Consider the following 25,484-nt stretch of genomic DNA (forward strand, 5'->3'; position numbering starts at 1 on the left):
CTATATCTCGAAGCAACTCTTTCCAATTTACAAACCCAGCGGGTTTAGATAAACCCGCACCAGCAAATATGGCGGCAGTAGAATCTTCAATGGCTATTTTGTAAGTTTTCAGAAACTCAGCAACGTCTCTATCCATATGACTTTCCCCCTCGTTTAGACCTCAAACCAGCTCTCTAAAGGAACTCCTGTTGACTCTCCTTGCTTAAAAACTCCCCACCGACCATCAGAAACTTGTTCAATGTAATTATATAGACCATAGTATTCTCTTTCATCCCAATTGGTATCGTTATTTACTAGCGGGAGAATAGCAATTCTCTCCAATCCCTTTACGCCATCAGCAATCCCCAGCTCCCAAGGAATCCAAATTGATTCAAGACTTTTGGGAGTAGCTAACAAAACAAATTTATTGGACTTAGTAATCCTATTTTTCAATTTATCAGCCGTTTCTGAAGATGTTCTACTAGGCATACTGTGGTCAAGCCAATCAATATAGGTTTTCTGGCCAAATTGTGCCAAAAAACCTACTGCTTTTTTCACAGCTTCTTTATCTGTATGACGATGCGAAAGAAAAACAGTGTATTGTTTATTAAATTGAGTGTTTCCATTAAGTGATTTTTGAATTGTCTGCGGCATACTATTAAGTTTGTTGAACGTCAAATACGACATTTACCTCTCCCCTTTTAGGACTATTCTACTAATAACCACTACCAAAGTCTACATATTTTTTCCAATATTCTTAGTCTTATTATCATAGCCATTATCTACGAATCAAATAAATGCTAACAGGGCAAAAGTATTAAGAGACAAGAAACCAGTAACTAAAACATGGTTGAAATTTTCTGTGAAAGAGCCGCTTTAGTAGAAGGTTGGGCGGGAGGAGGGTTAACTGCCCGATTTCGATAAAAACGCATTTATTAGGCACTGGGTGGTGGGGAAGTCTAAACGCTCATAACCGCTTGAATACAGGGGGGCAGGGTGTACACTGGAAACTATTCTGATAGTACATAATTATGAGAACTAAGCTTGAACTTTCACATACAAAAACGCCATCCTTTAACATTGAATGGCGATCTCATTTGTTACAATCTATCCTATTTTGCATTTATTGCTTCTAACAATATCATAATTTTTCACTTGCTTCGGAGGATTGTTCATCTAATATCTAGCTCTACGGCTTTTTTCTAATGGAGTCTCTGCCAATCAATTCAGCAATTCATTAAATGTTTCTGTTTTTGATTAGTAAAAAGCTAAGTATTTATTCAGTGGAATTTCTCCGATACGGTCATCAAATGAAGACCGAACTAAACGGGTTTTTCCTACCCTTATCTGGTGACCTGCTAATTGCACCTTCTTTTGACCAGACGTCGGTATTCATCATCAATTGCTGCAATGGAATTAACAAAAGTAAGAAGTAGAAAAACATCATAACAACCACCTCTGGTATGCCTGTATTAGCCAAAGTAGCTCGGATAGAGTGAAATGCTTCAAATAGGCTCATTCCTGACAGAATATTGATTGAAAGGTTACAAATTAGAGTGAATGCCTAATAACCTATAGAAATTGAGAAAAAGCTGACAGAGAGCTATATTGCAGTGTCAGCTTTTCAAAAAAGTTGATTTTCGTTAAGTAGTATTGCATTTTCAACTGGTTCTTTAATTAAAAAACAATTCCAATTCATATGTTCCTACTCATACTTTGATGTCACAAAACCAAAAAAGTGAGATTCTATATATTCTATGTCATTCTGATAAGCATTCTCCTTAATAATTTGATTTATGTAGTCATTCTTGATTTTTGAACCATCCACCGCTCTTTTTAATTTTGTGTTGTCTAGAATAGCCTCCTGAAAATATTTTCGGGTACAATTTTCAATGTCATTACGAGTTATAGATCTGAATTGGGCTACACCGTTAAGTTCAGCTATTGCACTTTTTCGTACTGCAGTTCGGTAATCTTGTAATTCTGCAGTCATATACTTTTCATATCTATCTATAATTTTGAATAGTTTTATAAAATTATAAATTTTCTGATTAATCAGTTTTGAATTTTTACTATTTGTAGCAATTTCTATCGTAAATTTATTGTTATTGTTCTCTTTAATAACAAAAGTAAAGTGACGAGATACTTCTTCATAGTAAGGATGAGCTATTGGAAGATATATTGTCTCTCCTTTAATAACTTCATTACATGCTTTACAAACCACAATGAGATTATCTGGAAAAATAGACAATACCGGAAAACTACCTTTCGGTAAAAGGTGATCTACAGACACTATATCTTTGTTTATTTTGGTAATATCGCAATATGGACAAACTTGATTAAGTGACATCATTGCTCTAAAATCATCCAGAGACTTAGACGTAGTGAAAAATGCATTATTAAAAGTTTTATATTTCAGTAAGCTTTCATACAAAAAAATGAGTATCTCTCTAAATTCTTCAGAGGCAGCATCCGTTAATTTAGATCCCCCACTCCACTTCCCATTCAGTATAGATTTATATCTACTCGCAAATTTTCCATATTCCTTACATAAATCCACAGGACAATCTTTCAATCTATAGAGTTTATCAAGAAGTACTCCCCTGTTAAGAACATCCCTTACATTTGGATTAATTGAAGTCATATTTGCTTTCAACTCATCGCGAGTATAATGGGAATTTTCCCTTGTAGAGATTCTTATCGCTCTTAATAGGGTACACATAAAATCATGATACGGCTTTTAAAAATTTATGTTTTTTATAATTTTATACATATTTAGTCAGTATTCATCCTTGTTTCGTATATTTTTTTCAATTTCAAAAACAACTGAAATTTTGTTGGACTATCGCCCAATTGATCATATAATTCAATAGCTGATTTAATATCATTATTGTCAATACATTGTAAGATTTTCTTCTCATAACTTTCTAGAATAGTACCATTCTTCTCTTCTACATTAAATATTTTCTTCAAAATTTCCTCGTATTCTAGACCTATTGTTTTCTCTTCAATATCTCTTGATAGATTGTAGATCCTTGTTTTCTCAATAAAATAATGTTTTCTTTCGGCACATCAGAAACGATTAATGGTGCGTGAGTAGCAATAATTACATGGCAATTAACATCGATTATATCTTTTAATATGTTAATATAACCATTAATCCACTTTGGATGTAAATGTGTTTCTGGTTCATCTATTAATAAGACTGAATTTTCCGAAACGGAGTGAACTATTTCAATTAATCTTAGGAATAAACTTAGTTCACCGGAGCTCCAATAGGATAATGGAATAATATCAGAATCATCTGACCTAGGAGAAAACCACAAATCAGAGATCGGATACCTATCGAACATTCCTAAAAAATCTAAATCGTTATAAAATTTGGATTCACCTTCAAAATAATTAGTCTCATCATTAGAATGTACTAGTTTCCGAGTTTCACCCTTATAATACGTCTCTCGAGTTTTTGAGAAATAACTTGAAAAAACTTTAATTTTCAAGCTTACATACAGATATTCTACTAGCACACGTTCTAACTCAGATGTTGAGAAGATAGATTTGTTTTCGTAATATGTACCTTCTTTAAAAAGTTCTTGCATATAATGAGACACGAATTTTCTAAGATTTTTTGAACTACCATCATATCTTCCAATTTTATAATCGTAATCATCAATTAATTCACTAATACTTAAATTTTGATCTAAGTTAGGCAAAACAACTTCCAAAGCTGCATCATACTTCCCATTAAACAAGTTTTCCCTAAAACGATTAACTGTAAAACCCGCACTGAACTCAAGATAGTATTGGTGGGGACGATAACCAATGAAATATACAATATCATTCATTTTATGTGAATATTTAGAAACATATTCTTTAATTATGTATTTCAATTTACTTAATCCCATTTCAGAATAAATAATTGGACAGTGGGGGGCTTTCGAATTTTTTGCTTGCATATATACTCTCTCTATTGGTGTATAGGACGAAATAATTAGTTTACTTGGTAGTTGCTCAGGTATATCAATTGTAGTCAACAGATGCTGTTCGCCCGAACTTAGTTCATATTTCATATGAGCATCAAGGATCTTATATTTCTCTCTGGAGTTGGACAGTAAATTAGTGATTGCCTGCAGTATTGTCGTTTTAGCAGTCCCATTTTCACCGATTAGTACAGACAAATTGAAATTTGAATTGTTCATCTTCAAAAATTTAAGATTAAATTCTTTTATTTTTTTATATTTTCCAATATAGACTTCATTAATTAACATTAAGATATCTCTCTTTTCAAAATATACACTTCCAGTTATTGTTGTATGAATTTAGATATTTATTATTGTTTTAATTTCTACTTGTAATTAAATGCTCACTTTATTATATGATAAATAAACAAAGAGTCACCACTGAATGACACGCGAAAATTATCACAGTTCTATTAACAAAGTATGCTAAATTTGGCAAATACTAATTCCACTACTCTTCATTGTTTAGTAATCCTCATACCAGAGATTTTCTTTAATGAATTCATACACTCTGTACACATTAAAAAGAATTTTTCCACTTAGTTCATGTCACCAGAAGAAATGTCGACGTTGATGTTTCTCAAATGTTGAGTGTCGAATATGATTAAACGAAAGCATACCGTGCCTGCAATCATTAAATAGTTATTATAATTATTCCAGGTAATTCGGTTGCAATTGGTCTCAGTGAATGAAATTATTGTTTCACTTGGATGAATTCGAGGAAGCCGTAGACTTTGTGAAAACATTCAAGAATACGGGTTTCCAGAGTTACCCCCTACCTCGCCCCCACTGTCTCTATTGTAAGAGACTCTGAAGCCCAGCTAAAGATACGCTTGTTCGAATCAGTGATTGTCCGAACGATAAGTGACGGTGATACTGCTTCGCCTTTTTAACTCTCACCTATCAGTCGAATCCAGCTGTGGTGAAGGTGTTCAAGCACATTCGAATCCTCCCTCATTTGGAAATCGTTTGTTTGATTTAATCTCGGCATCTGTCTTGTTTTTGCGAGAGGTTTCAGTTGCTCCCATAATCTCCTTGCGGCTTGAAAATCAGCTTTTGAATTATGAATCGTGAAGCCTTGCCGTAAAGCTACCCGAATCCAAACCACTTCAAGTTGATAGGCTTCATATTGGCTCGTTCGAGCCTTTTCAAGTATGACGAGCTTTGGTGGGCTTCCACTTGCGATTTGTTCCTTCACCCAAGCATTAGAGCTATATTTTAAATGCTGTGCAAATCGGCGCTCCACATTGGTTGTTTGCCCAATATAGACTCCTGAAATTTCGGATAGCGAGCCAAGCAATGCGTATATATAACGGTCGTTGATGCGATCGTTGTACCATTTTTTCATGAGAACAGCACCTCATTTTTTTCTATTATTCAAAACGCAGACCACCAAAGGAAGGAATATTTGTATCTATTTAAGTCAACAATGAAATTTTTAGATCAATGTCTTAGTTACATTATCTTACTAATAGCCGTTTGAAATTTCTATATACTTGTTCTTTAGGAAGTAAAAATGGAGTTTTAACAATTGAAGTTGATGTCATTCGTCACTGGACAATTGATCTGTGGAACATGGCGGCGCGAGTAAACAAAAAGGGCGATCCGCTTTCCCAAAATCTTTAACCTATAAAGATACATAATTAAAGATGATTCAAGCTAAATCTCCTTTTTTAGAACTACCCCAAGAAAAACCATATATAATGTTTTCATACTCATAGGCCCACTTTCTTTGATTTTTTATCCTGTTACTTTATCAATCAACCAGTATGTATAGAAGCTATTAGAATGTTCAAGATCGATAGTTTTTTTAAGGTGGTTATATTCATTTACATTATAAATACTTTTTTATAGATTCCATATTTTTTTATTAAGTCACGTTGCGGAATTGAACCGCGCTAAGGTTCTGGCCAGGCTGTTCATGTTTCCGCTGGTAAACTGGTTCCTTGCCGTCTGCACGTGCCATGAATAATACGAGCTTGGGACATTTTAGCGCATGAAATGACTTACCGTTTAACCGCAGCTTACATAATGTGCCGATCTACCACTGTCGTTGCAGGTGTCCTAGGGATGCAAGGTCTACATATTTGGACTTCTGCTTGCAGGATCGCTAAGCATGTTCTTGTGCCTTTCGGCAATTAATACAAGTGCTTGTCCTCAGCTCGGGACAAGCACTTGTGCCAGTAAACAAAATTTAGTTACTCATGACCATCATCGCACTGCTTGAGGTGTGTATAACGTCATTGATTTAATATGACATTTAGCATCTTCGCTTTTGATACGGATAATCGTACTTGTTAACCCAGGACGACTCCTCGTTCTTTAAATGATAATACTCAATGTAACGTTTCGCAAAGAAGGAAAGTACATCAATATTCCCAGCAAGCCACCGTGTCGGGTTCGGAAGGATCACCAGACCCGGATATATATGCCACCGATTTTAGCTCATGCCTCCATTTCTTGATACAACAGCGCATTCTTTGTGTTGACATTGAATGAAGATTTAGCGTATCCCGCCTTCAAATTAGGCCACAATAATGTCGTATTTTCCGACCAATAAAGACTTCATTGATTACCCCTAAATCTGCCTCTAGGATTCCAGTCATACACAAAAGACCAACCAATTCCCCTTTAAATACCTATCTAATCGGCAATGGTACAATGTTCTTATGCCGCGGCACTTAATGATAACCGGCAAAAATTCAGGCGGCTATGAATTCATATTTGTTGAGTTAACTGGTACAAGTTTTTGTTGTCGACTCCGGACACTAACTTGTACCGATAAACAAAAAAGCTGTTAAAATATAAACCTTCGATGATTGGTTCGTTGGGAATGGGATAATATTCTTGTCAAAATCGGTAATAGGATAAAGTTCTTGTCATTTGGTTTTGACAAGAACTTTATCCCATAAAATAAAAAAGCCGCGATTTTCGCAGCAATTAATGAGATAATGTTCTTATCACCCAACATGTATGTCCGTTGAAGTAAACCTTATTTAGTGAACTAAAAGTTACTGCATAAGCAAAAATTGAAGATAAAGTTATTGCATAAACCATTTCCCTCTATCTTATATGCAATAACTTTATCTTCATTAAGATATCATCAGTTAACAATTGAAGATAAAGTTATTGCATAATATTTTCATCCATTTTGTTAACTGCTGTTCTCAGATCCTCATCTGTTAAATGCGTATATATCATAGTCGTTTGTACTGATGAATGTCCTAATTGATCTTTCAGTTTCGGGACATCGTTGTTTGCCTTATGGTATCGAGTTGCAAACGAATGCCTCAAAGCATGAACTGTCAAGGATGGTTTACCATATAAATTGGCATATTTTTCAATTAACTTTTCAATGGATCTTTGAGAAAGTCTACGTGTTCCTCCTTTTCTTCCTACAGGAGCAGCTATAAATAAGGCTACTACTTTTGAAATAGGCTTATATCTTTGATCCATAATTCTTATATATTCTTTAATGTCATACAGCTCATGATCACTAAAGTACACATAATGCTCCTTACCTCCTTTACGAATGTCCAGACTGCCGGTGTTTTTAAACTAACGTTATCCATTAGCGCAACCAACACAAAAAAAACGGATTCATTCTGATGGTCTATACTGCAGTCACGATTATTGGCTGATTCTTTGTAACTATTATGGTATGCTCATGTTGTGCCACAAAGCTATTGTCGGGTACACATAAAGTCCATCCATCCGTTTGCTCAACGACATACCCTGCACCTGTAGATAAAAAGGGCTCGATTGTAATTACCAAGCCCTCTTTCAATACCCGTTTATCGTGCTTGTTATAAACGGGTAGAATATCTTGTGGGGTCTCGTGCAGAGATTTTCCAATACCGTGGCTACACAGATTCTTAATTACATTATAGCCGCCTTTTTTAGCCTCGATTTCAATAATCCTTCCGATTTCGTTCAATTTTACTCCATGCTTAAGTGAAGAGATTACTTTCATCATTGTATTGTGTGTGTATTGACACAGACGCATTAATGATGGCTCGTATGGAGGTATCGGAAAAGAATGTCCCGCATCCGCATAATAGCCCCCCAATTCTGCAGAAACATCGATGTTTATTAAATCGCCCGGTTGAATGATTCGATTTCCCGGTATTCCGTGGGCAACTTCGTGGTTAATACTAATACATGTGTTGCCAGGGAAATTGTAAGTTGTCTTAGGTGCCGACACAGCCCCATGCCTTTTCAAAAACTGCCCTCCAATATCATCCAGTTCCTTTGTCGTAATTCCTACACGTGCGTGACGTTTCATTTCACTAATCGTCAATGCAACGATTTTGCCAATTTCCTTCAGACCATCAATATCGTTTTGTGATCCTATTGTCATAAAAGCCCCTCCATTTTCCATATGAATTTAATTTAACACAAATTTATTTTAACACAAAATAGAATATTCATTTATCGAACCTCTTTCTCGAATAGCAAAAAAGGCATACCCTTCAGCTGAATATTAAACAATAACATGAAACCTTTCTCTGACTAAGGTTAGAAGTCATTATTTCTTCATTAATGTGCACTCACCAAGCCTGTGCGAATACGGGAAACGTCTACGGATTATAGGCTTTTGTTGTTTATTTGTTTTAATCCCAGAGTTATAAATCACGTCATTTGCTACACCGAATCATTAAATTAAATAATTTTTATCTCCCATCCAAATAAAATTGATTCAGCTTCGTTTTACAAGTACCTGCCGTTCTCCTTTGCCATTTCGAATGACAAGCTGCTCTGACTATTCGGTTTGCTTGGAGTGACTGCAGGACTCACGGGCGTTCTGTATTGACAAGGTCAGTTGTTCGTCTTCTTCTTTACCTGAACAGGTACGTTGAAATCATCGACGTTAATATGTCCAAACCCGCCTTTGGAGTGGTCAACCACCTTAATGTAAAGCTCCTCGCCGATATAATCCGACGCATCCCAAATCTTCCGTTGATATTCTTCATAATTGGTCGCTGTCTCTTTAAATAATTCTTTGCCGTCCGACGCCCGAACCAGCGCAACATACAGACGGTCTATATCCCGGCCGCCGCTGATAAAGAAGTTCATCTTGCCGTTCCCACCAAGGACGAAATTTTGAGATCTTAGTGTTCCTGTCAAGCTGTCGCCGCCGGCTTGCTCGTTGAAGCCCCACAAATGGTAGCCGCCCAGAATTTTATGCGACGGGTTGAAGTAAATGGTGTCCCAGAATAACCGGGTGTTGGTCACATGGACATTCTGGAAGGCGTCTCCTTCCGTATTCCATCCTGTTAAGTCGCCTGTAGCAAAATCATGGTTAGGCAGATCTGTAATATCCTTATACACGGAGTTGTCCCAGTTATCAGGCACAAGGGCCGGAACAGCCGGTTTACCCGTTAAGGCATTCATATCCCATACTTGCATAGACTTGACAGTAATATCGCCATCGGCCCAGACCTGCAAGCCTAAGGAGTCGTATCTGCCTACATAGACGCGGGTTGACAGCTTTTTCTTATAATTTGCAAAGGCTTCAATGACCGAGCGATCGAGGAAGATATGGAGTTTCAAGTTCTCTCCGGCAAGATCTACATATCCTCCTTGAATGCCGTCCACACGCACATCCGGATCAATGCTGCTCTTGGTACGATCCACATTGAAAGTCCCGTTCGTCTTGTCGTAGTAAATGAGCGTCTCTTCTTGGCCTTTTTCCGAAGTCGCACCTTAAGACCGAATTTCTTGGCCTCACGCGGACCAATCTCTATCACAATCTCCAGCATGTCGCCTTTGACATTTTGGATCAATTGATTGGCGCTCGCTAAATTTTTGTTCGAAAAATCAACCCGTTTTTTCCCTCGAAGGCTCTGCAATTCTTTAATCGGTTGGATATGCAATTTATCATGCTTATCGAGGCTTAGGGAAACCGGCAAAGCTAAATTATGAGCCCATCCAGATTGATATTCGGCTTGTGGTGTTCTTACATTTTGCACCATGGAGAATACGACTGTTCTTCCGTCAGGTGTGACTAGACCGCTCTCTGCGGTTAAATAGCCGTCACCTACATCCATTTTGGAGGGCGCCTCCTGATCGGGAATAAATTTGAAGTTAGCCCGGTCCCAGGTCCCGATCCAGTAAAAGACCTCAACATCTCTTTGTACATCATTCGCTGGAGGGACATGCTCCGGCTTTTCATGGGGATTAATCATGAAAATATATTTTTGCTTTCCCCTACTATCCGTGCCTAACGGCAATAACACTGGCAGCTCCCATACCGTACCCAACTCCGGATAACGGATTCTGTCACTAACGTATAATGGTCCCTTATTATCTCGAGACTCGGCCCCCTCTTTTTCCCTTCGCAGGGCCCTTTTGACGACGCGGCAGGATTCACTTCATGTTGCGGCCTGGATTGTCGCTTGCCCTGTCTCTGACAGGTACTTTTGTCGATGCGCTTTTACATACAGATTTCGCCATATGCAAGCATCCTAGCTACCAAGGTGGCTTGGCCCCTCCTTGGGTTGGACTTTCACCAACTAGATCATGCGTGCCTCTGGGCATGCAAACAAAAAAAGTCGCTAATTTAGCGACTTTGAATAGTACTATGTTCTTGTCTCGGGACACCAAGAATCAAAGGCCTTGATCCCTTTTCTACTTGTTTTTGGCGTTTTACAAATTGTGTAATAGACGAATTATTGACCAGACATCATATCGTTAACCTGGTTCACAAGAACGCTTTCGTTCGGGCCTGGATTATTACGATACATTTTTGCTTCCTCCACCAGAACCTCGTCCGTATCTGTACCAAGTACCTTTATTGTTTCTTCAATGAATGATGCAAGTGGCATCGCAGTCGGATCGTAATTGATCATTTGCGTTTGAACCAATGGCGGCGCAATTTCTAGTACTTTCACCGATGTGTCTTTAAGGATGTACCGTTGGGTTAGCGTATAGGAATGAAGCGCTGCTTTTGTCGCAGAATATATAGCCCCCTGTGCCACTGGTACGAATCCAAGGATCGAAGTCGTGTTGATGATAAAAGCTTCCTCTTTAGACTTCAAATGTTCCAGCAACGCTGACGCCATACGAATTGGCCCAAACAAGTTTGTAGTGACTGTCGATACCAAGACATCTTCGTCAACCAAAGCTGATGGATCTTCTGGTATATAAATACCTGCGTTGTTAAACAAGACATTCAGATCTGGATATTCTTCAATTAACTGCTGGGCGACTGATTTTACGCTTGCAGGGTCCTGTATATTCAGCTCTACTGCAGACATGCCAGGATTCGCTTGGATGGTCTCCTCTAGGCGCTCTTTACTCCTTCCTGAGATGATAACCTTGTTTCCAAGTTTATGTAATGCTTCTGCTAATCCACGTCCAATACCTGAACCGCCGCCTGTAATAAAAATCGTGTTTCCTGTTAATTTCATTGTGAAAATCTCCCTTGTTTATAGTTTATATATTGGCATTATCTGCTGAACCCAAGAATCGTTTTGATACACTACTTCACATTCGTAATCGCGGAGAACGAATCGTGCAAGAGCGATTTGAGAACAATGATTCTAATTTACTCAAAAAAATTTTTATACATTAATTATGGAGACCTGCGCAGTAGCTTCACTATAAGTACTATGGTTAGGTCAGACCCGAAGTCTATTTTTCAACGTTCACTTCAAATCGTATTCTCTGCGTCTTTCTTCTGTCCTCCGGACCATACTATAGCATATTGGGAACGATCAGTAAATAATTAATTTTTTCACCCTCCTGTGCTAACGCTGCACACATTCAAGAGCACGAGTATATGATTCCAATGTTATTAGCTGAGACTTCTACCTAATGTCTTGCTTAACTCTTCTAGCCAGAGAATGAATAAGGATTGCTTCACAACAGATGTTTCAGGAACCTTATTTGGTTTGAGCCAACCATCGCACAGCTTCTTCCAGAGAATCAAAGTTTTCAGTGACGTAGCTTCCTACAAGCTCAGAATCCAGTCTTTTTAAAATGGATCTAGCCACTGCTTTTTCTGGAGTAATTAAAGCCATGTATTTCAACCCAGCTTCTTCTGCCTTTGGAAACCAAACTTCAGAGAACCATTGCTGGTCAGCTGGTGATATTGCTGAGAATTTCAATGTATTCGCGATTGACTTTGTAGCCTTATTAGCGATTAATAACTCTAAGCTTTTGTTCAAAGGGATCTGGTATTCGTCTCGTGTAGCGAACCCCTTCCATTCTATAACAACAGTTTTTATCTCTTGGTTCCATGAGACTAGAGCCTCTGGAGATTCGTAATAAAGCATTTGATTTGCCTCCTTTTTTGTTCTAAATCCTACTTGGTACACTTAATTTGTAAACTATATATAAAATCCTATATCCTTATTCCCATCGGTTCTTAATGAAGAAACGACTCAACGTGCTCCACAAAAGCGTTCACGTGTTGAAATAGAATCCGTGTCCGGAATTCGGATATATGATCAGTTTCACGTTGGGTATTGCTGAGACAAACATTGGATGTATCTTGACTGACTGTTAGTTAATTGTTGTCACTACGTTATGGATTTGTCCAATCTGTTCCATCCATTTTGATTAACGATCTACATGCTCTGTACGAGCTCTGATCTGACCTGTCATCATTTTTCGAGGTAAAAACCGCGGTAGGGACGTAATGAAACGGTGAATTGCTCCTGGAATGATGAGTGTCTTGCCACGCAAGAAATCGCGATATGCCTCGTCTGCCACCACTCCGACCTCCATAACACCGCTTTGGTACAGCTTGGAAGATCCCACGTCCGAACGATCGGTGAAACCAGTTGCCGTTGGGCCAGGACATAGAGCCGTTACAGTCACTCCCGTTCCAGTCAGTTCATTCTCCAGCGCCTCTGTGAATGAAAGGACGTATGCCTTCGTAGCGAAGTAAACTGCCATTAGAGGCCCTGGGTAAAAAGCCGCTACAGAAGCCACATTCATCACGCCCCCTTGGCGCCGTTTGACCATATCTGGCAAGAACAACTTCGTCATAATCGTTAAAGCCTTGACATTGACATCGATCATATTCATTTCTTGTTCCAACTCTGTTTCCAAGAATGACCCATACAAGCCAAAGCCCGCATTATTGACCAGATAGTCGACGGCGATTCCTTCCTTTTTAAGCTCGGCAGCAATATCTTCAGCCACACCCGGTGACGTTACATCCTTCGCGAACACCTTTACATGAACACCGTATCTTTCGCGATATCCTTTCGCCAATTCTACAAGCTTAGCCTCACTTCTTGCCACGAGAACCATATTGTGGCCATCTTTGGCAAAACGATCCGCCAACTCTTTGCCAATTCCACCCGAAGCGCCAGTAATAAGTACAGTTTTCCCCATTTTCATCCACCTCAATTAATTATTATAAGTTTGTTCCGTAATCACTAATTAACAATTCAATGTATCTGTATAACTTCATAACTCATCTTCGCTACAGGTTTCTTGCCCAACTCATACAGTAATTACTGGCTGTCTGGCTAATTCAAAACCACTCCCATTATTTACGCCTGTTACAAGTACAACCCTGCTAGATATTGATTTGTCCCTCCTTGGATCACCCTTTTTAGAATGAAGATTCTAAAAAGGGTGAGTGTAGTGTTCAATAGGGAGATTAACTTACACAAAGGGACATCACGCAACAAAGGAACGATCATTCTAGTAAGTTTAAAAAAAATGGGTTAGCCTCGCAATAGTTTCGTTGATACATCCACTATACGAAATAATTTTTCTTTATCAATCGAGGCTCTTCCCATTACCCTTATACCAACAGACAAAGTATGCAGATATTCTGCCATCTCCTTGGCATCGTAATCAGAGGTGAATTCTCCATCCCGCTGCCCCCAAAGAATAATCTGTTCGAACATTTGCTCTGTTATCGCGAATGATTCAATAGATTTGGTATCCACATCGGAATCTCGTGCAGCCAGTTCCGTCACTGAATTTACCATTAAGCAGCCAGAAGGCGAGCCCTCTTCATCGAAAACCATGAATCGAAAAATGATCTGCAGAGCTTCCGTTGCAGTCTTAGATTGTTTAACTTCTCCGGTAAGGGTAACTTCAACTTTGTTAATATAACGATCCATAGCCTGTAGAAACAGCGAATGTTTGTCGCCAAATGTGTCATATAAGCTTCTGCGGTGGATTCCCATATGCTTAACCAGATCACTCATGGATGTCTTCTCGTAACCTTGTTCCCAAAAAAGCATCATTGCTTTATCCAATACTGCGTTCACTTCAAACTCTTTGCTTCTTGCCATAAAACTCCCTCCCAATACTAATGTAACACATTGGGAACGATAAGTAAAGAAAGAATCATTCGTTGTTTCAAATTTGATTTTTTATACATATTCACATTTAAATCCACCATGTGTAGTTGCGGCTCTATCTCGTTTCGGGAGTTACAGCGCAATGCACGAATTACAGGAGTCTCAGCAACAAGCCTAGTTGAAGGCGGCGCGCACGATGTCATCTTAAAGGAAAGCAGCTCAAACGACGAGTAGTATCCAAGCGCATCATGATAGATTTGCTTCAGATCTACAACGATAAGTATCATTCCATTATTTAAAAGCCTACTTTCTCAACATTGAATTGAGAAAGTAGGCTTTTGCATTGCTCTATTTCAAACCCCGATTGTGGAATAATACTTAGATACTATTCGTCAACTAGTTCGGTGTATTCTATAATCATAAATTTATAAAACGGCAATGTCTCCAAAGCGATTTTTAAAGCATCCTGGTTGTCAGCAATACAAATGGACCAATGCTCGTCCCTTGTGTGGGAGAGATAAAACTTACTGATCACCCCTTGTTCCACCAATTCTGCAAACCGTGCTTGTTCTGCCGGTAACTGTTCCGCAATTTCTTCCTGCGGTGCATCTGGTTCAATTTTGACATGAACGAGAAAACGCATGTTTCACTCCTCCTAATATGTTAATTTGCTGTAAAATCCAAATCCCATTTATTATAGTTCACACGATCAATATCAATACTTCCACTTTCACGAGGAGTATGTGCTGCTGCTTATCCAATTGGGATCAACAGAATTGGTGCATAGCACAAGCATTGAGTAGGCTAATTTTATTGGAATAATTGTGGGTACAGGGAAGGAACTCCTCCGGAAAGACCCTGCTGTACCTCCCGACTTGTATCATCAGCAACAATCTCGTAGAGATCGGCTTCAATCCCATCGATCGCGGTTCTGGCGATGTCCTTTGGAGATGATTTAGGTGCTTGGATGCCAGCTGTCATGTCCGTGTCCATAAACGCTACATGCAATCCGGCAACCCTAACGTTCTTAGGAGCTAATTCTAAGCGTAATGCATTCGTTACTCCCCATTGAGCGGATTTTGCAGCTGAATACGCGCCTCCTTCACCTATATTGATCCAAGATAATACGGATATGATATTCAGAATCGAACCTCCTCCATTCTTTTCAATAACTGGTGCGAACGTGCGAATCATTGAAAGTGTACCGAAAACATGAGTGTCGAATTCCAAATGAATATCGTCCAGCTCACCTGTGAGCAGAGAAGCACCCGTTGCTGAACCAGCATTGTTAATCAGAAGGGTCGCATCCCCTGCGATCTCTGCTGCAGCAACTACGGATTTCGGATCAGTAATATCGAGTTGTAGCGGAATAGCACCCGGCAGATCGACTAATTCTGGGTTCCTCGCTCCAGCGTATACTTTAGCTCCTCTTGCTAGAAGTTCAAGAGCTAGATGTTTGCCTAAACCTCGATTTGAACCACTGACAATAGCAACTTGTTTTGAAATATCCATTTTTTCACTACTCCTTTTCTCGAATGATCGTTCTCAAATTATGAAAAAAAATTATTTACTGCTTAGGTGTTATACAAACTAAGAGCCCGAACTATCAAGAATGATCATTCTTAAACGTCTGAATAACTACATTTTCCATATTTGTAGTATAGTTTATTTGGGAACGAACAGTCAACTATTATTTTTCTTATGCACTATCACGGTCATACGCCCCCCTGCGCCTGCCTTGTGTTCACTAAACATTGAGCTGATTCACGTATACTTAGGTTGTTACTGAGAGCGATGAAAACCGAAGAAAAGGCATATTGAATAAACCTCAAAAAAGCTGCGAAATCACATGTCCACACATGATCTCACAGCTTTCAGATGTAGTATTTTGTTTGTGGCCTACACGGTATCTTATTCTACAGGTGCAATACATACTGGGCGGGATATCTCCAACTTGAAGCTGTTGTGTGAGTCGTCCAGGGTCACACCTTCAACTACACCTCCGATTGCTGCTATTGCAGAACCCATCAATTCCGTGGATGCGTACACTATTTCAGAGAGTGTAGTGATATCCTCTGCATCATCACGTTTGTATTGTTGCCCGTTTGAAGAACTGAGGAACCAGTCTATTAACATTGGGTATAACTTTGGCGGATTCGCTGGACAATACTTTAACTCTTTCGGCTACCATCTGAAAGTCTACACCATGTGCCCCACCTAGTCGCCTCAAATGGAAGCATTTAAAGCCAACGTATTGGTCTGTGCAGGAATCTCTTTAATACTTACAGCAATCGCATTGATCTCATTTGTGAATGTTGGTTACCTGAGTTCAATTGTTGGTACCGTAATTATCAAAACCAATACGGCCCCAACTTGTGAATATGTTGACTCCATCTATGGCTCCAACAAACCATGTAAAGTTATAGTAATCTGCAAAATTTCAAGTGATTAAATCTCCACAGCTACACCTTAGTGTTCTGACACCACAGAGCCAATAATACCATTGAGCACTACAGTTGAAGATTTGGCCTGTACCAAATGATTGGCAAAAATATAATCAATCGGCAGCGGTTGATTGTTACTCGCCCAGCAGCCAATGGCTTTGTCCACCGTCGCTCCGTCATCTTTGCTCAGAGCTGTCACGTGTAGTCATTCCATCCTCGTTCGAGCATGTAATCATAGCCTTGTTCACGAGTCTTCGCAACATTGTTGAAGTCACCCATAATATAAAACAGCTTATCCATGAAAATTGGGCAAGACCAGCGATTTTGTTCATTTGATCTTATTTAGCCCAAGGGTGGGCGGTAACAGTTTCATAAGTTCACACCCATTTTTGTATCATATGTATATATATTGAATAAAGATGCTCCGACTAAAGAGGAGCATCTTTATTCAAAAATTTTATTTATTTTGCATTCTCTCATACAATTCAACGAATTCTTCAGCAATTATCTTAAAACCTTCAGCACTCATCATTTGATCTTCTGCATGGACTAGAAGCAAGGAAACCTCCACTGTCTCACCATCGGCTTCTTTAGTAACCAATTTTTTATGGGCGCGGTGTCCTTCCTTGAAAGTCTTGTTTCCTTCCGCAATCAGTTCACGAGCCAAATCGAAATTACCTGCTTTGGCTGCTTGTATTGCTTCGATATAAAATGAGCGTGCTGTTCCAACAGCCGAGATAATCTGAAAACTTACCAGTTCATTTTCCTGCATGATTTATTCTCCCATCATTCTTTTGGCTTGTGCCAAGACTTTTGTTCCATCCATAAGACCATAGCTTTGCATGTCGATGGACTCTACCGGCTTATCTGGCAACATTTGTTTGATGCTTTTTTCCTGGAAGCGTACTTGCGGTCCCAGAAGAACGGCATCTGCATCTTGACAGTCATTCTGAGCATTAGCAATAGGGTAAGCGTTGATTTCGACATCAAATCCTTCAGCCTTTGCGGATTCTCTCATTTTATTAACCAAAATACTTGTAGACATTCCTGCTGCACACAACAATACGATTTTTTTCATAGTAATCACCTCATAATTTAGTTAACAGCTGCGACATCATTTTTAGTTGCTTTAGCTGCCTGCCTATTGGAAATCAAAACAAATGGAATCCATGCCAAGGTAGTGACAATCAAACAAACGAGTTGAACAAGAGTACCTTTCCAACCAAAACTAATAAACGCATTTAAAAGAATAGGTACACCAAAAGGTACATCTACGGCATTAGGTACGATAAATCCGATATTCATTGCAAACATAGCAATTAGGGCGGAGATACAAGAATTTAATACTAAAGGTATAAGGAATGTTACATTTAAGACTAGAGGCAGACCAAAGATTATTGGTTCGCTTATACCACATATAGATGGTAACATACCAAGTTTAGCAAGAGTCTTTTGCTCAGGGCGCCTTGAAACCAATAAAATTGCGAAAACTAAGGAAATGATCATCCCAGCACCACCGACAGCTACAAAACAGCGCCAGAAGCCGAATGTTATAGGTTCAGTTGGAGCCATCCCATTAGAAACAGCTTCCACGTTCACAGCAATAGCAATGGCCATAAGCGGATTTTTTATCGGACTTGTTGCTTGACCCCCATGTATTCCCAAAAACCAGAGTAACTGCATAACGATTATAACAATTACAATACCATATGGTGTTTGGAACACATTCTGAAGAGGTGTTTGAACAGCAGTATAAATAAATTCATTTATAAATTGCCCTGTAGCTAGACGGAATAAAACGCCTAGTATAGCGATTATTGTTGTCGTAGAAAATACAGGAATTAAAGTATTAAACGAAGTTGCAACCATAGGTGGTACTTGATCCGGCATCCTGATTTTTATTTTTTCGAATTTCATAAGGAATGAGAATATCTCGACAGCTAACACTGCGATTAACATTCCTACTAATAAACCTTCTGCACCTAGTGCCGAGGTTGCTAATCCCGCAGTTTGAAGTGTTATGCCTTCATCGGTTGTAATAGATACCACATTAGGGACAACAAGAATATAAGATAGTAATGCTAAGATTCCCGAAGTAACTTCTGAAACTCCATTTTTTTTCCCCAAGCTCAATCCAATAAGAAAGATTAAGGGTAACGCCATACAAGAAATAGTCGCAAAACTAATTGCATCGAAAGCAGGTTTTAAGTTTGTTAAAAATGGGAGCCACCTAGCCAATCCGGATTCTGGATTGGCGATCAGTGTATTAAGCAAAGTGCTGAATGACCCAATCATTATTAATGGTAACAATTGCGAAAAAGCCGCCTTAACTACAGAGAGATACTTGTTTTTATCAACAAATTCCGCAGAAGTAGTGATTACTCTTTCAAAATTTTCTTTGAATCCCATTTCAACCATTCCTTTTTTGTTTGATCTTTAAGTCATTTGATACTTTTAGGAATGTTACTGAATGATAATTTCCCCCTTATATAATGATAACTATAAGTTTTCACCATTTGATTGGGTCACTTTTTTGTACCATTCAAACGACTTTTTCTTGATCCTTCTTAATGTTCCGTTACCTTCGTCGTCCATATCAACGTATATGAACCCATAGCGCTTCTTCATTTCACCGGTTCCTGAAGAAACCAGATCGATACAACCCCAAGTTGTATATCCCAATAAATCTACTCCATCCGTTACTACAGCTTTTTTCATTTCTTTAATGTGATCTTCCAAATATTGAATTCGATAATCATCATTAATTGAACCGTCTTCCTCAATGACGTCGTCCATCCCCATCCCGTTCTCAACAATGAACAAAGGCCTTTGATATCTTTCATGTAGTTCGTTAAGTACATATCTTAAACCGGTTGGATCTATCGGCCATCCCCACGGCGTTTTTTCTAGGAAAGGATTCGCGTCCCCTAACTGACCACCTGTGTCAGTCTCTTGAACTACCCCCGTATGATAAACAGTCGTTCGATAATAGCTGAAGGCCAAGAAATCGGATACATACTTTCGTATGATGTCATCATCACCCGGTTGTTTTGAAATCGTTACTCCTAAGTCTTCAAACATGGAACGAGTGTATGACGGGTAATATCCTCTCATCATTACATCAGAGAAAAAGAGCGCCCTTCTTCTATACTCCACTGCACCCATGATGTTTTTAGGATCACAGTCTTTAGGGTATATCCCACTTAGCGCCAGCATTGCGCCAATTTTGTTTTCAGGGTTAATTTCATGCCCCAATTTAATTGCCAGAGCATTGGCTACAAATAAGTGATGCAATGCTTGGTACCTAGCTTGGGCTCCTGTATCTCTGCATCCAAGACGAGTATAACCTCTCAACACATTGATTTCGTTAATCGGAATCCAGTACTTGACCAGATTTTTATAACGAGTGAATACTTCCTTGCAGTATCTTAAATAGAAATCAATTGTTTCTCTACTGTACCAACCATCATAATTATCCGCTAAGTACGCTGGATTTTCGAAGTGAAAAAGAGTAACTAATGGCTCAATATTATACTTTTTGCATTCGTTGAAGACACGTTCGTAAAACTCCAAACCTTCCTTATTAGGTACTTCCCCATCAATTCCACCTTTTGGAAAAACACGCGGCCAACTGATGGACATCCTGAAGCATTTGAAGCCCATTTCAGCAAATAAAGCAATATCTCCTTTATAGTGATCATAAAAATCGGTTGCTTTATGGCTTGGATAATAGGTTTCTTCGGCAATGTATCCAACAGCTCCCTCAGGTACAGCTGCTTCTCGATCAAGAAAAGTTTTTGTCCCATCCTTCAAAATTACTGAGACTTTTCTTGGTGAATTTTTTGTTCCACCTGTAAGAAAATCGTTGGTAGCCAGTCCTCTTCCGCCTTGGTTATACGCCCCTTCATACTGGGTTGCTGCTGTTGCTCCCCCCCAAAGGAAGCCTTCTTTGAAGTTCTTGTTTCCCACTATCATCTTCCTTTCCTTACCTAATCGTTAGATGAAATTTTGTAACCCCTTTCATCTGACGGATTTATTTTATCACGAACGTATATTTTATTCAACAAATATTTTCTACCTGTTTATTATATTCTATGAATATTTTATTTGAGTATTTTCTTTGAATATTTTATTTATAATATTGCTTATCATTTCATTCCTTTATACAATAATAAAGAGGAGGTTTTTTATGGATCCAATCGCTCAAATGGAATTGTTGAAGGATACATTTTCGAAGACAGAACTGAAAATTTATAAAAAAATCGCAAAAGACCCCTCTTTTGTAGCTAGAAGTGGGATTGTAGGATTAGCAGAATGGTGTGGAGTTTCTCAGCCCACCATTACTCGATTTTGTAAAAAAGTTGGTTTCAAAAAATACTCTGACTTTAAATACACCATGTATCGTTATGTAATGATGAAAAATAATCCTATACAAGCTGAAAATCAAGTATCCTCAATGTTTCAATATTATAAGGATTTAATTACTTTATCGGAACAAGTACTAACTAAAGAATTGATGATCGATCTTTCTAATTATATTCTTTCCTCTAAACATCTTTTTGTTTCGGGTGTTATGGAAAGCTTTGTTCCTGGAAAGTTTCTCGAAACCAAGTTAAGAAAACTTGGATTGTATATATCATCCATTCATTCATCAGAATTAAATGATGTATTCAATTATGCTCAGGCTGATGACCTACTCATTTTATTTTCTATGAGAGGAAACACATCTGTTTTAGGACAGTTTCTTTCTCAAAGAGAAAGTTTCAAGGGAAAGGTCCTTCTGGTTACCATGAATAGAAATAGTAAATACAAAGATCTTGTAGACAAAATGGTCGTTTTACCACAAATTACTCTTAGTACTTCGCTCAATCAAACAAAAACAGATGTCTTATTTTATGTTTTTGTTGAAAACTTAGTATCATATATCGCCTATCTTTTAAATGATTCAGAATAGTAACGAGGGTAAGGTTGATTTCTTCCAAGGAGAGGTTTGGTGCATTGTTTTTTGACTGTACAAAGAGGCTATCTGTCTTCAAAGTGCCCCCTACTTCAAAGTTATCTCTATATGAATCTAGAGAAGTTGGGCCGATTTCCCCTGTGAATGAAAATAGGATCTTGATATCGACTATACTGGTAAAACGTGAATATATTGACACATTTTAAATGTCCACCAGTCCCTTCAATCAGTATTGCACTAAATTTGCATTTATCGGAGGTGTACGCAGTTTGGTATTCGAAACGAATTTACTCCACGCTTTCACCTATGCAATTTGTAGCAAACAAGTCAGGGTACCTTCACCGTGTACTAAATTAAAAAGGCTCAGCGTTTCCATATGGAGACGCTGAACCTTTTTTCATTTATTGAAATATTTTTCATTGTATCCCACATCTGGTTAAACACACTTTATTCCATAGATTGGCTTCCTGTAAGCAGTTCAGGCTTTTCATTGGTCCCCGGATAAAAGGCTAAACTTCCTCACAAAAATTATTCCCCAATGTGGCTACCTATTTATATAATCACCAAAATCATTAGTCGGACAAATTTTGATAAGTCGCCTATTGTGAATAATTTTCTGCCTTTTCAAATCTCTAAATTAGTTTAGTTAAAGAAAAACTGCCTCTTGGTAGTTTACTCGCCTTATCCACGATTTCATTCTCTGTTCTTGTCACTGAATTACTGCCTGCTGGTGTACTTCCTGAAATATTACTTTTATCCCAAAGTGACTTAATATAACCGATAGCTCCTTTTCAGTACTGTGCAGCCGGCTTTGCTAATATAATCTAAAGACATGATATCACGATGGCTTCTTCTATTTTCAGGAAAGGAAGATAAGTATATGCCGATACGTCCGCCAATATTACAGAGAGGTGATACCGTTGGAATCGTTACCTTGGGCAGCCCCCTGGATGCAAACATAATTAATGCACGGATCGAATCTTTGAGAGGAATGGAGTTCAATGTCGTATTGGGTCAATATGTATATACGCAAAACGGGTTTCTAGCCGGCACAGATGAGCAGCGGGCATCCGATTTGATGATGATGTTTCAAAACAAGCAGGTTAAAATGATACTTCCCACCAGAGGCGGCACAGGAGTGGCAGGAATTCTTCCATATCTTGATTATAATGTGATCCGGAATAATCCAAAAATTGTTACAGGCTACAGTGACATAACGGTAATGTTAAACGTACTGCATCAATATATGGATTTAATAACATTCCATAGTCTGCTGCTTATTGACTTCAAATCCGAAACGCCCGCCTATAATTTCGACCAGTTTTTTTCCGCTACAACCTTATATTCATTAACCCGGCCGATCCTGAATCCTCCGGGAATTCCGCTGATAAGCCGGGTTCCGGGCAACGTTACGGGTCCGCTTGTGGGCGGTAATCTGACATCGTTTGTCGATACGTTGGGTACGCCTTTCGAAATCGATACACGGGGTAAAATTCTGGTTCTTGAAGAAACACATGAACCTACCAATACAGTCTACAGGTACTTGAATGATTTGAAGTTGGCCGGAAAATTTCGTGACTGCATCGGCATTATTATGGGGGAATGCACAGGTTGTCAGGCGGCATACGGCACATCCTATGAGGATTTAATAAAAGAATTCGTTATACCTCTCGGTAAGCCCCTGATAACGAACCTTGCAACAGGTCATGGTCTTTATAAAGCGGCTCTGCCGATTGGCGCAACGGTTAATCTCAATACAGTCAATAATTCAATAACTGTGGTTGGACCCACCGTCAGTGTATAACGATCGATTCATAGGGGCAGACAAACTACTTCACAATACGTTAATATTGCCAATATTAGCAACTCTACTAACGAGATAACAGCAAAAGAAAAAGTCTATTAAGCCAAGACAAACTCCGGTGAAGCCTCCGTTTACTTCTGGGGATAGACAAGAAACAGACACCTTATGCTCCACTTCATACCAGGATTCCCCATCATTCGAGTAAGAGAAACATGCCCAATAGGTGTCCAATGGATCAAGTCCTTACTGTGAAACAAAGGTACACCCGGAAAATACTCAAACGAACTGTTAACCAGATAGTAATCTTCCTTTACCCGAACCACGCTAGGATCTGGATAATACCCTGATATGACGGGATTTCTATAGGTTGATAACTGCATAATATCCTCCTTTTAAAGAAAACGTTTACAATAATTAATTTCATTCTACATTACTGTTCCTATCATCATCTATACCAAGAATAAAGAAGACGGATTGCGGTAAAGCTTCATCTTGAGCGTCACTACGGATCACGTTGCGAACCAAAGCCGATCTCATATTACTGGGCATCCAAGACGAAGGACATACGAAACGTGTATCTACCGATGGATGATACCTCTGTGCTGGAGAATGGAGGCGAAACGAGCGGCTTTATTCCAACCATTCATCATGCCTTGACCACGTTGTTTGTTCCCCCTTGCCAACATGGCAAGGGATATGGCGGACTCTGCTTCAATTGGTGAAAGAACGTAGCCCAGGAACAAAACTAGGGCAGGTGGTACCTGTTAAACCGGTAGCTCTAGTCGACCGACGCATCGGTCCAACTAGAGAAATGGGAGTCAGTAACGTATATTCTCTGTGCTCTTCATTTCGATTCCTGATTTTCTGTGTGGACCACTTTTTCGTTATTGGTTATCGCCAAACCAAATGTTTTCAGTTCCTGTCCGTGTGTCTGTCCAAACGGTAACAAGACGGCCTGTTTGAGGGACAATGGCATTACCAATGTAGTCTCCGATTAGGAGAAGGCCTGCGACGCTAAACGAAGTCGTCGTGATACGGGTATTTGTAAACGTTATTCCACCGTCCCTCGATGTAGCAAGAAAAACGTCAATATCAGGCGGATTTAATCGATTGGTATAATAGGAAACAAACACCGCTCCATCCGTTGGGGAAACGGTGATGGCCGGGAAAAAGTTCTGGGATCCCACCGGACTGTTGGTAATGGGCACCGGCGTCTCCCAATCTACGCCAAAGCTCGTGGAGATTGCGATGAAGATATCGGAATAACCTTGCCGATAGTCCTGCCACACGGCATAAACATTTCCTTGACTCGTTGGCGCATTTGAGATGTCCGCTGACAAGGAGGGATACGTCAAGCACCTGAATTGATATCCTGGCAGTGGCGAAGGCGGAACGACGACGGGGGCAATCAGGGTTTCAGTTTGGAATGTTACTCCACCGTCTAGTGATGTACGAATTTTAAATTCGGTATTACCGGGAGGTTGGGTAATCCAACCCACGATAAGAATTCCATTTAACGTGATTGCAATTCCAGGGAATTCTTCGAACTCGGTGACTGAAGAGAGGAGACTGGGACCAGAGTACGTGCTTCCCCCATCTAGGGAGCGATTGAAGAATATTGTATTCCCCGGTATAAATTGCGTGTTGTAGTCATGCGTATAACCTGTATAAATGTTCCCAAAAAATGGGCTGGATCCGGCCTTATCGGTGGCAACAACCACCTGATCGTCATTGACAAATTGCCCATATCCTTGGTTCACAATGACCGGAGGGCCAAATGAAGAAGCATTGTCGTTAGATGTATAGGACACGATCGTTCCGCTGAGACCGTCTGAATCAAAGGCGTGAGCTGCCACGACGAACGAATTGGGGAAAAAATAATCAATATGAGGCGCCTCTATGCCAGTGAATCCGTTTGGTAACGGGAGCAACGTCGTGCTCCATGAGGCGCCTGCATCGATTGACTTGTATAGGCCAATATTCGGCGGGCCTGCACTTAGATCGACC

23 protein-coding genes and 3 pseudogenes are annotated in these 25,484 nt (G+C 39.3%); 4 read left to right on the forward strand and 22 right to left on the reverse strand.

What is annotated here, in order from left to right; genetic code table 11:
- Positions 1-153: 153 nt before the first annotated feature.
- The 12 genes and pseudogenes from QD47_RS09265 to QD47_RS09320 all read right to left on the reverse strand — a co-directional run bounded on the left by QD47_RS09265 (position 154) and on the right by QD47_RS09320 (position 14,263).
- Positions 154-666, reverse strand: coding sequence for a toll/interleukin-1 receptor domain-containing protein (locus QD47_RS09265; protein WP_052646741.1), 513 nt, complete (start codon positions 664-666; stop codon positions 154-156).
- Between the two features lie 1,018 nt (positions 667-1,684).
- Positions 1,685-2,623 carry a hypothetical protein gene (locus QD47_RS09270; protein WP_044645860.1) on the reverse strand — a complete coding sequence of 313 codons (939 nt, stop codon included), beginning with the start codon at positions 2,621-2,623 and terminating at the stop codon, positions 1,685-1,687.
- Positions 2,624-2,972: 349 nt separating this feature from the next.
- Positions 2,973-4,247 (reverse strand): AAA family ATPase, encoded by a 1,275-nt coding sequence (locus tag QD47_RS09280; protein ID WP_044645862.1) that lies wholly within the window; start codon positions 4,245-4,247, stop codon positions 2,973-2,975.
- Positions 4,248-4,887: 640 nt separating this feature from the next.
- Positions 4,888-5,346 carry a GIY-YIG nuclease family protein gene (locus QD47_RS09285; protein WP_044645863.1) on the reverse strand — a complete coding sequence of 153 codons (459 nt, stop codon included), beginning with the start codon at positions 5,344-5,346 and terminating at the stop codon, positions 4,888-4,890.
- A gap of 1,778 nt (positions 5,347-7,124) precedes the next feature.
- A pseudogene (locus tag QD47_RS09290) lies at positions 7,125-7,532 on the reverse strand (tyrosine-type recombinase/integrase); the annotation flags it as partial.
- A 79-nt stretch (positions 7,533-7,611) separates the two neighbouring features.
- On the reverse strand, positions 7,612-8,358 hold the full coding sequence (gene map / locus QD47_RS09295) for a type I methionyl aminopeptidase (protein WP_044645864.1): 747 nt from the start codon (positions 8,356-8,358) through the stop codon (positions 7,612-7,614).
- 458 nt (positions 8,359-8,816) lie between these two features.
- Complete coding sequence (locus QD47_RS33045; protein WP_235332231.1) at positions 8,817-9,668, reverse strand: GH32 C-terminal domain-containing protein; 852 nt, start codon at positions 9,666-9,668, stop codon at positions 8,817-8,819.
- Positions 9,569-10,237, reverse strand: coding sequence for a hypothetical protein (locus tag QD47_RS33050; protein ID WP_235332225.1), 669 nt, complete (start codon positions 10,235-10,237; stop codon positions 9,569-9,571). Before QD47_RS33050 ends, QD47_RS33045 begins: the two co-directional genes overlap by 100 nt.
- Before the next feature lie 432 nt (positions 10,238-10,669).
- Entirely contained in the window at positions 10,670-11,410 is a 741-nt protein-coding gene (locus tag QD47_RS09305) for an SDR family oxidoreductase (RefSeq protein ID WP_044645865.1), read from the reverse strand.
- Positions 11,411-11,884: 474 nt separating this feature from the next.
- The gene (locus QD47_RS09310) at positions 11,885-12,277 is read right to left on the reverse strand and encodes a hypothetical protein (protein ID WP_044645866.1); all 393 of its coding nucleotides are present in this window, start codon (positions 12,275-12,277) and stop codon (positions 11,885-11,887) included.
- A 286-nt stretch (positions 12,278-12,563) separates the two neighbouring features.
- Complete coding sequence (locus tag QD47_RS09315) at positions 12,564-13,346, reverse strand: SDR family NAD(P)-dependent oxidoreductase (RefSeq protein ID WP_044645867.1); 783 nt, start codon at positions 13,344-13,346, stop codon at positions 12,564-12,566.
- Between the two features lie 338 nt (positions 13,347-13,684).
- Positions 13,685-14,263 (reverse strand): TetR/AcrR family transcriptional regulator, encoded by a 579-nt coding sequence (locus tag QD47_RS09320; protein WP_044645868.1) that lies wholly within the window; start codon positions 14,261-14,263, stop codon positions 13,685-13,687.
- Positions 14,264-14,362: 99 nt separating this feature from the next.
- Here QD47_RS09320 and QD47_RS33055 point away from each other — a divergent pair.
- Positions 14,363-14,506 (forward strand): annotated as a pseudogene (locus QD47_RS33055) (hypothetical protein); the annotation flags it as partial.
- 151 nt (positions 14,507-14,657) lie between these two features.
- Here QD47_RS33055 and QD47_RS09325 read toward each other — a convergent pair.
- From QD47_RS09325 to QD47_RS09350, 7 genes are all read right to left on the reverse strand, one after another.
- Positions 14,658-14,915: a muconolactone Delta-isomerase family protein gene (locus QD47_RS09325; RefSeq protein ID WP_044645869.1), complete on the reverse strand. Its 258-nt coding sequence runs from the start codon at positions 14,913-14,915 to the stop codon at positions 14,658-14,660.
- A gap of 167 nt (positions 14,916-15,082) precedes the next feature.
- Positions 15,083-15,784, reverse strand: coding sequence for an SDR family oxidoreductase (locus QD47_RS09330; RefSeq protein ID WP_044645870.1), 702 nt, complete (start codon positions 15,782-15,784; stop codon positions 15,083-15,085).
- A gap of 957 nt (positions 15,785-16,741) precedes the next feature.
- Positions 16,742-16,915: an exonuclease/endonuclease/phosphatase family protein gene (locus QD47_RS32120; RefSeq protein ID WP_161797166.1), complete on the reverse strand. Its 174-nt coding sequence runs from the start codon at positions 16,913-16,915 to the stop codon at positions 16,742-16,744.
- Positions 16,916-17,173: 258 nt separating this feature from the next.
- Entirely contained in the window at positions 17,174-17,488 is a 315-nt protein-coding gene (locus QD47_RS09335; protein WP_044645871.1) for a PTS lactose/cellobiose transporter subunit IIA, read from the reverse strand.
- A gap of 3 nt (positions 17,489-17,491) precedes the next feature.
- Positions 17,492-17,794: a PTS sugar transporter subunit IIB gene (locus tag QD47_RS09340; protein ID WP_044645872.1), complete on the reverse strand. Its 303-nt coding sequence runs from the start codon at positions 17,792-17,794 to the stop codon at positions 17,492-17,494.
- A gap of 17 nt (positions 17,795-17,811) precedes the next feature.
- Positions 17,812-19,125: a PTS sugar transporter subunit IIC gene (locus tag QD47_RS09345; RefSeq protein ID WP_044645873.1), complete on the reverse strand. Its 1,314-nt coding sequence runs from the start codon at positions 19,123-19,125 to the stop codon at positions 17,812-17,814.
- Positions 19,126-19,215: 90 nt separating this feature from the next.
- The gene (locus tag QD47_RS09350) at positions 19,216-20,685 is read right to left on the reverse strand and encodes a glycoside hydrolase family 1 protein (RefSeq protein ID WP_235332226.1); all 1,470 of its coding nucleotides are present in this window, start codon (positions 20,683-20,685) and stop codon (positions 19,216-19,218) included.
- A gap of 220 nt (positions 20,686-20,905) precedes the next feature.
- On the opposite strand from QD47_RS09350, the gene QD47_RS09355 reads away from it, so the two are divergent.
- Together QD47_RS09355 and QD47_RS09360 are read left to right on the forward strand one after the other, a co-directional pair.
- Positions 20,906-21,670, forward strand: a complete 765-nt coding sequence (locus tag QD47_RS09355; RefSeq protein ID WP_044645875.1) for a MurR/RpiR family transcriptional regulator — start codon at positions 20,906-20,908, stop codon at positions 21,668-21,670.
- Between the two features lie 883 nt (positions 21,671-22,553).
- A complete protein-coding gene (locus QD47_RS09360) occupies positions 22,554-23,477 on the forward strand; it encodes a S66 peptidase family protein (protein WP_044645876.1) in 924 nt (307 codons plus the stop codon).
- A gap of 30 nt (positions 23,478-23,507) precedes the next feature.
- On the opposite strand, the gene QD47_RS34110 is transcribed toward QD47_RS09360, so the two are convergent.
- Together QD47_RS34110 and QD47_RS09365 are read right to left on the reverse strand one after the other, a co-directional pair.
- The gene (locus QD47_RS34110) at positions 23,508-23,651 is read right to left on the reverse strand and encodes a hypothetical protein (protein ID WP_161797167.1); all 144 of its coding nucleotides are present in this window, start codon (positions 23,649-23,651) and stop codon (positions 23,508-23,510) included.
- A gap of 35 nt (positions 23,652-23,686) precedes the next feature.
- Positions 23,687-23,857 (reverse strand): annotated as a pseudogene (locus QD47_RS09365) (family 43 glycosylhydrolase); the annotation flags it as partial.
- Between the two features lie 192 nt (positions 23,858-24,049).
- Here QD47_RS09365 and QD47_RS32130 point away from each other — a divergent pair.
- Positions 24,050-24,199, forward strand: coding sequence for a GNAT family protein (locus QD47_RS32130; protein WP_161797168.1), 150 nt, complete (start codon positions 24,050-24,052; stop codon positions 24,197-24,199).
- A gap of 162 nt (positions 24,200-24,361) precedes the next feature.
- Here the strand turns inward: QD47_RS32130 and QD47_RS09370 are convergent, their stop codons facing one another.
- A complete protein-coding gene (locus QD47_RS09370) occupies positions 24,362-25,408 on the reverse strand; it encodes a sialidase family protein (RefSeq protein ID WP_235332227.1) in 1,047 nt (348 codons plus the stop codon).
- Positions 25,409-25,484 lie beyond the last annotated feature (76 nt).

This window comes from Paenibacillus terrae, assembly GCF_000943545.1.
Classification (GTDB): Bacteria; Bacillota; Bacilli; order Paenibacillales; family Paenibacillaceae; genus Paenibacillus; species Paenibacillus terrae_A.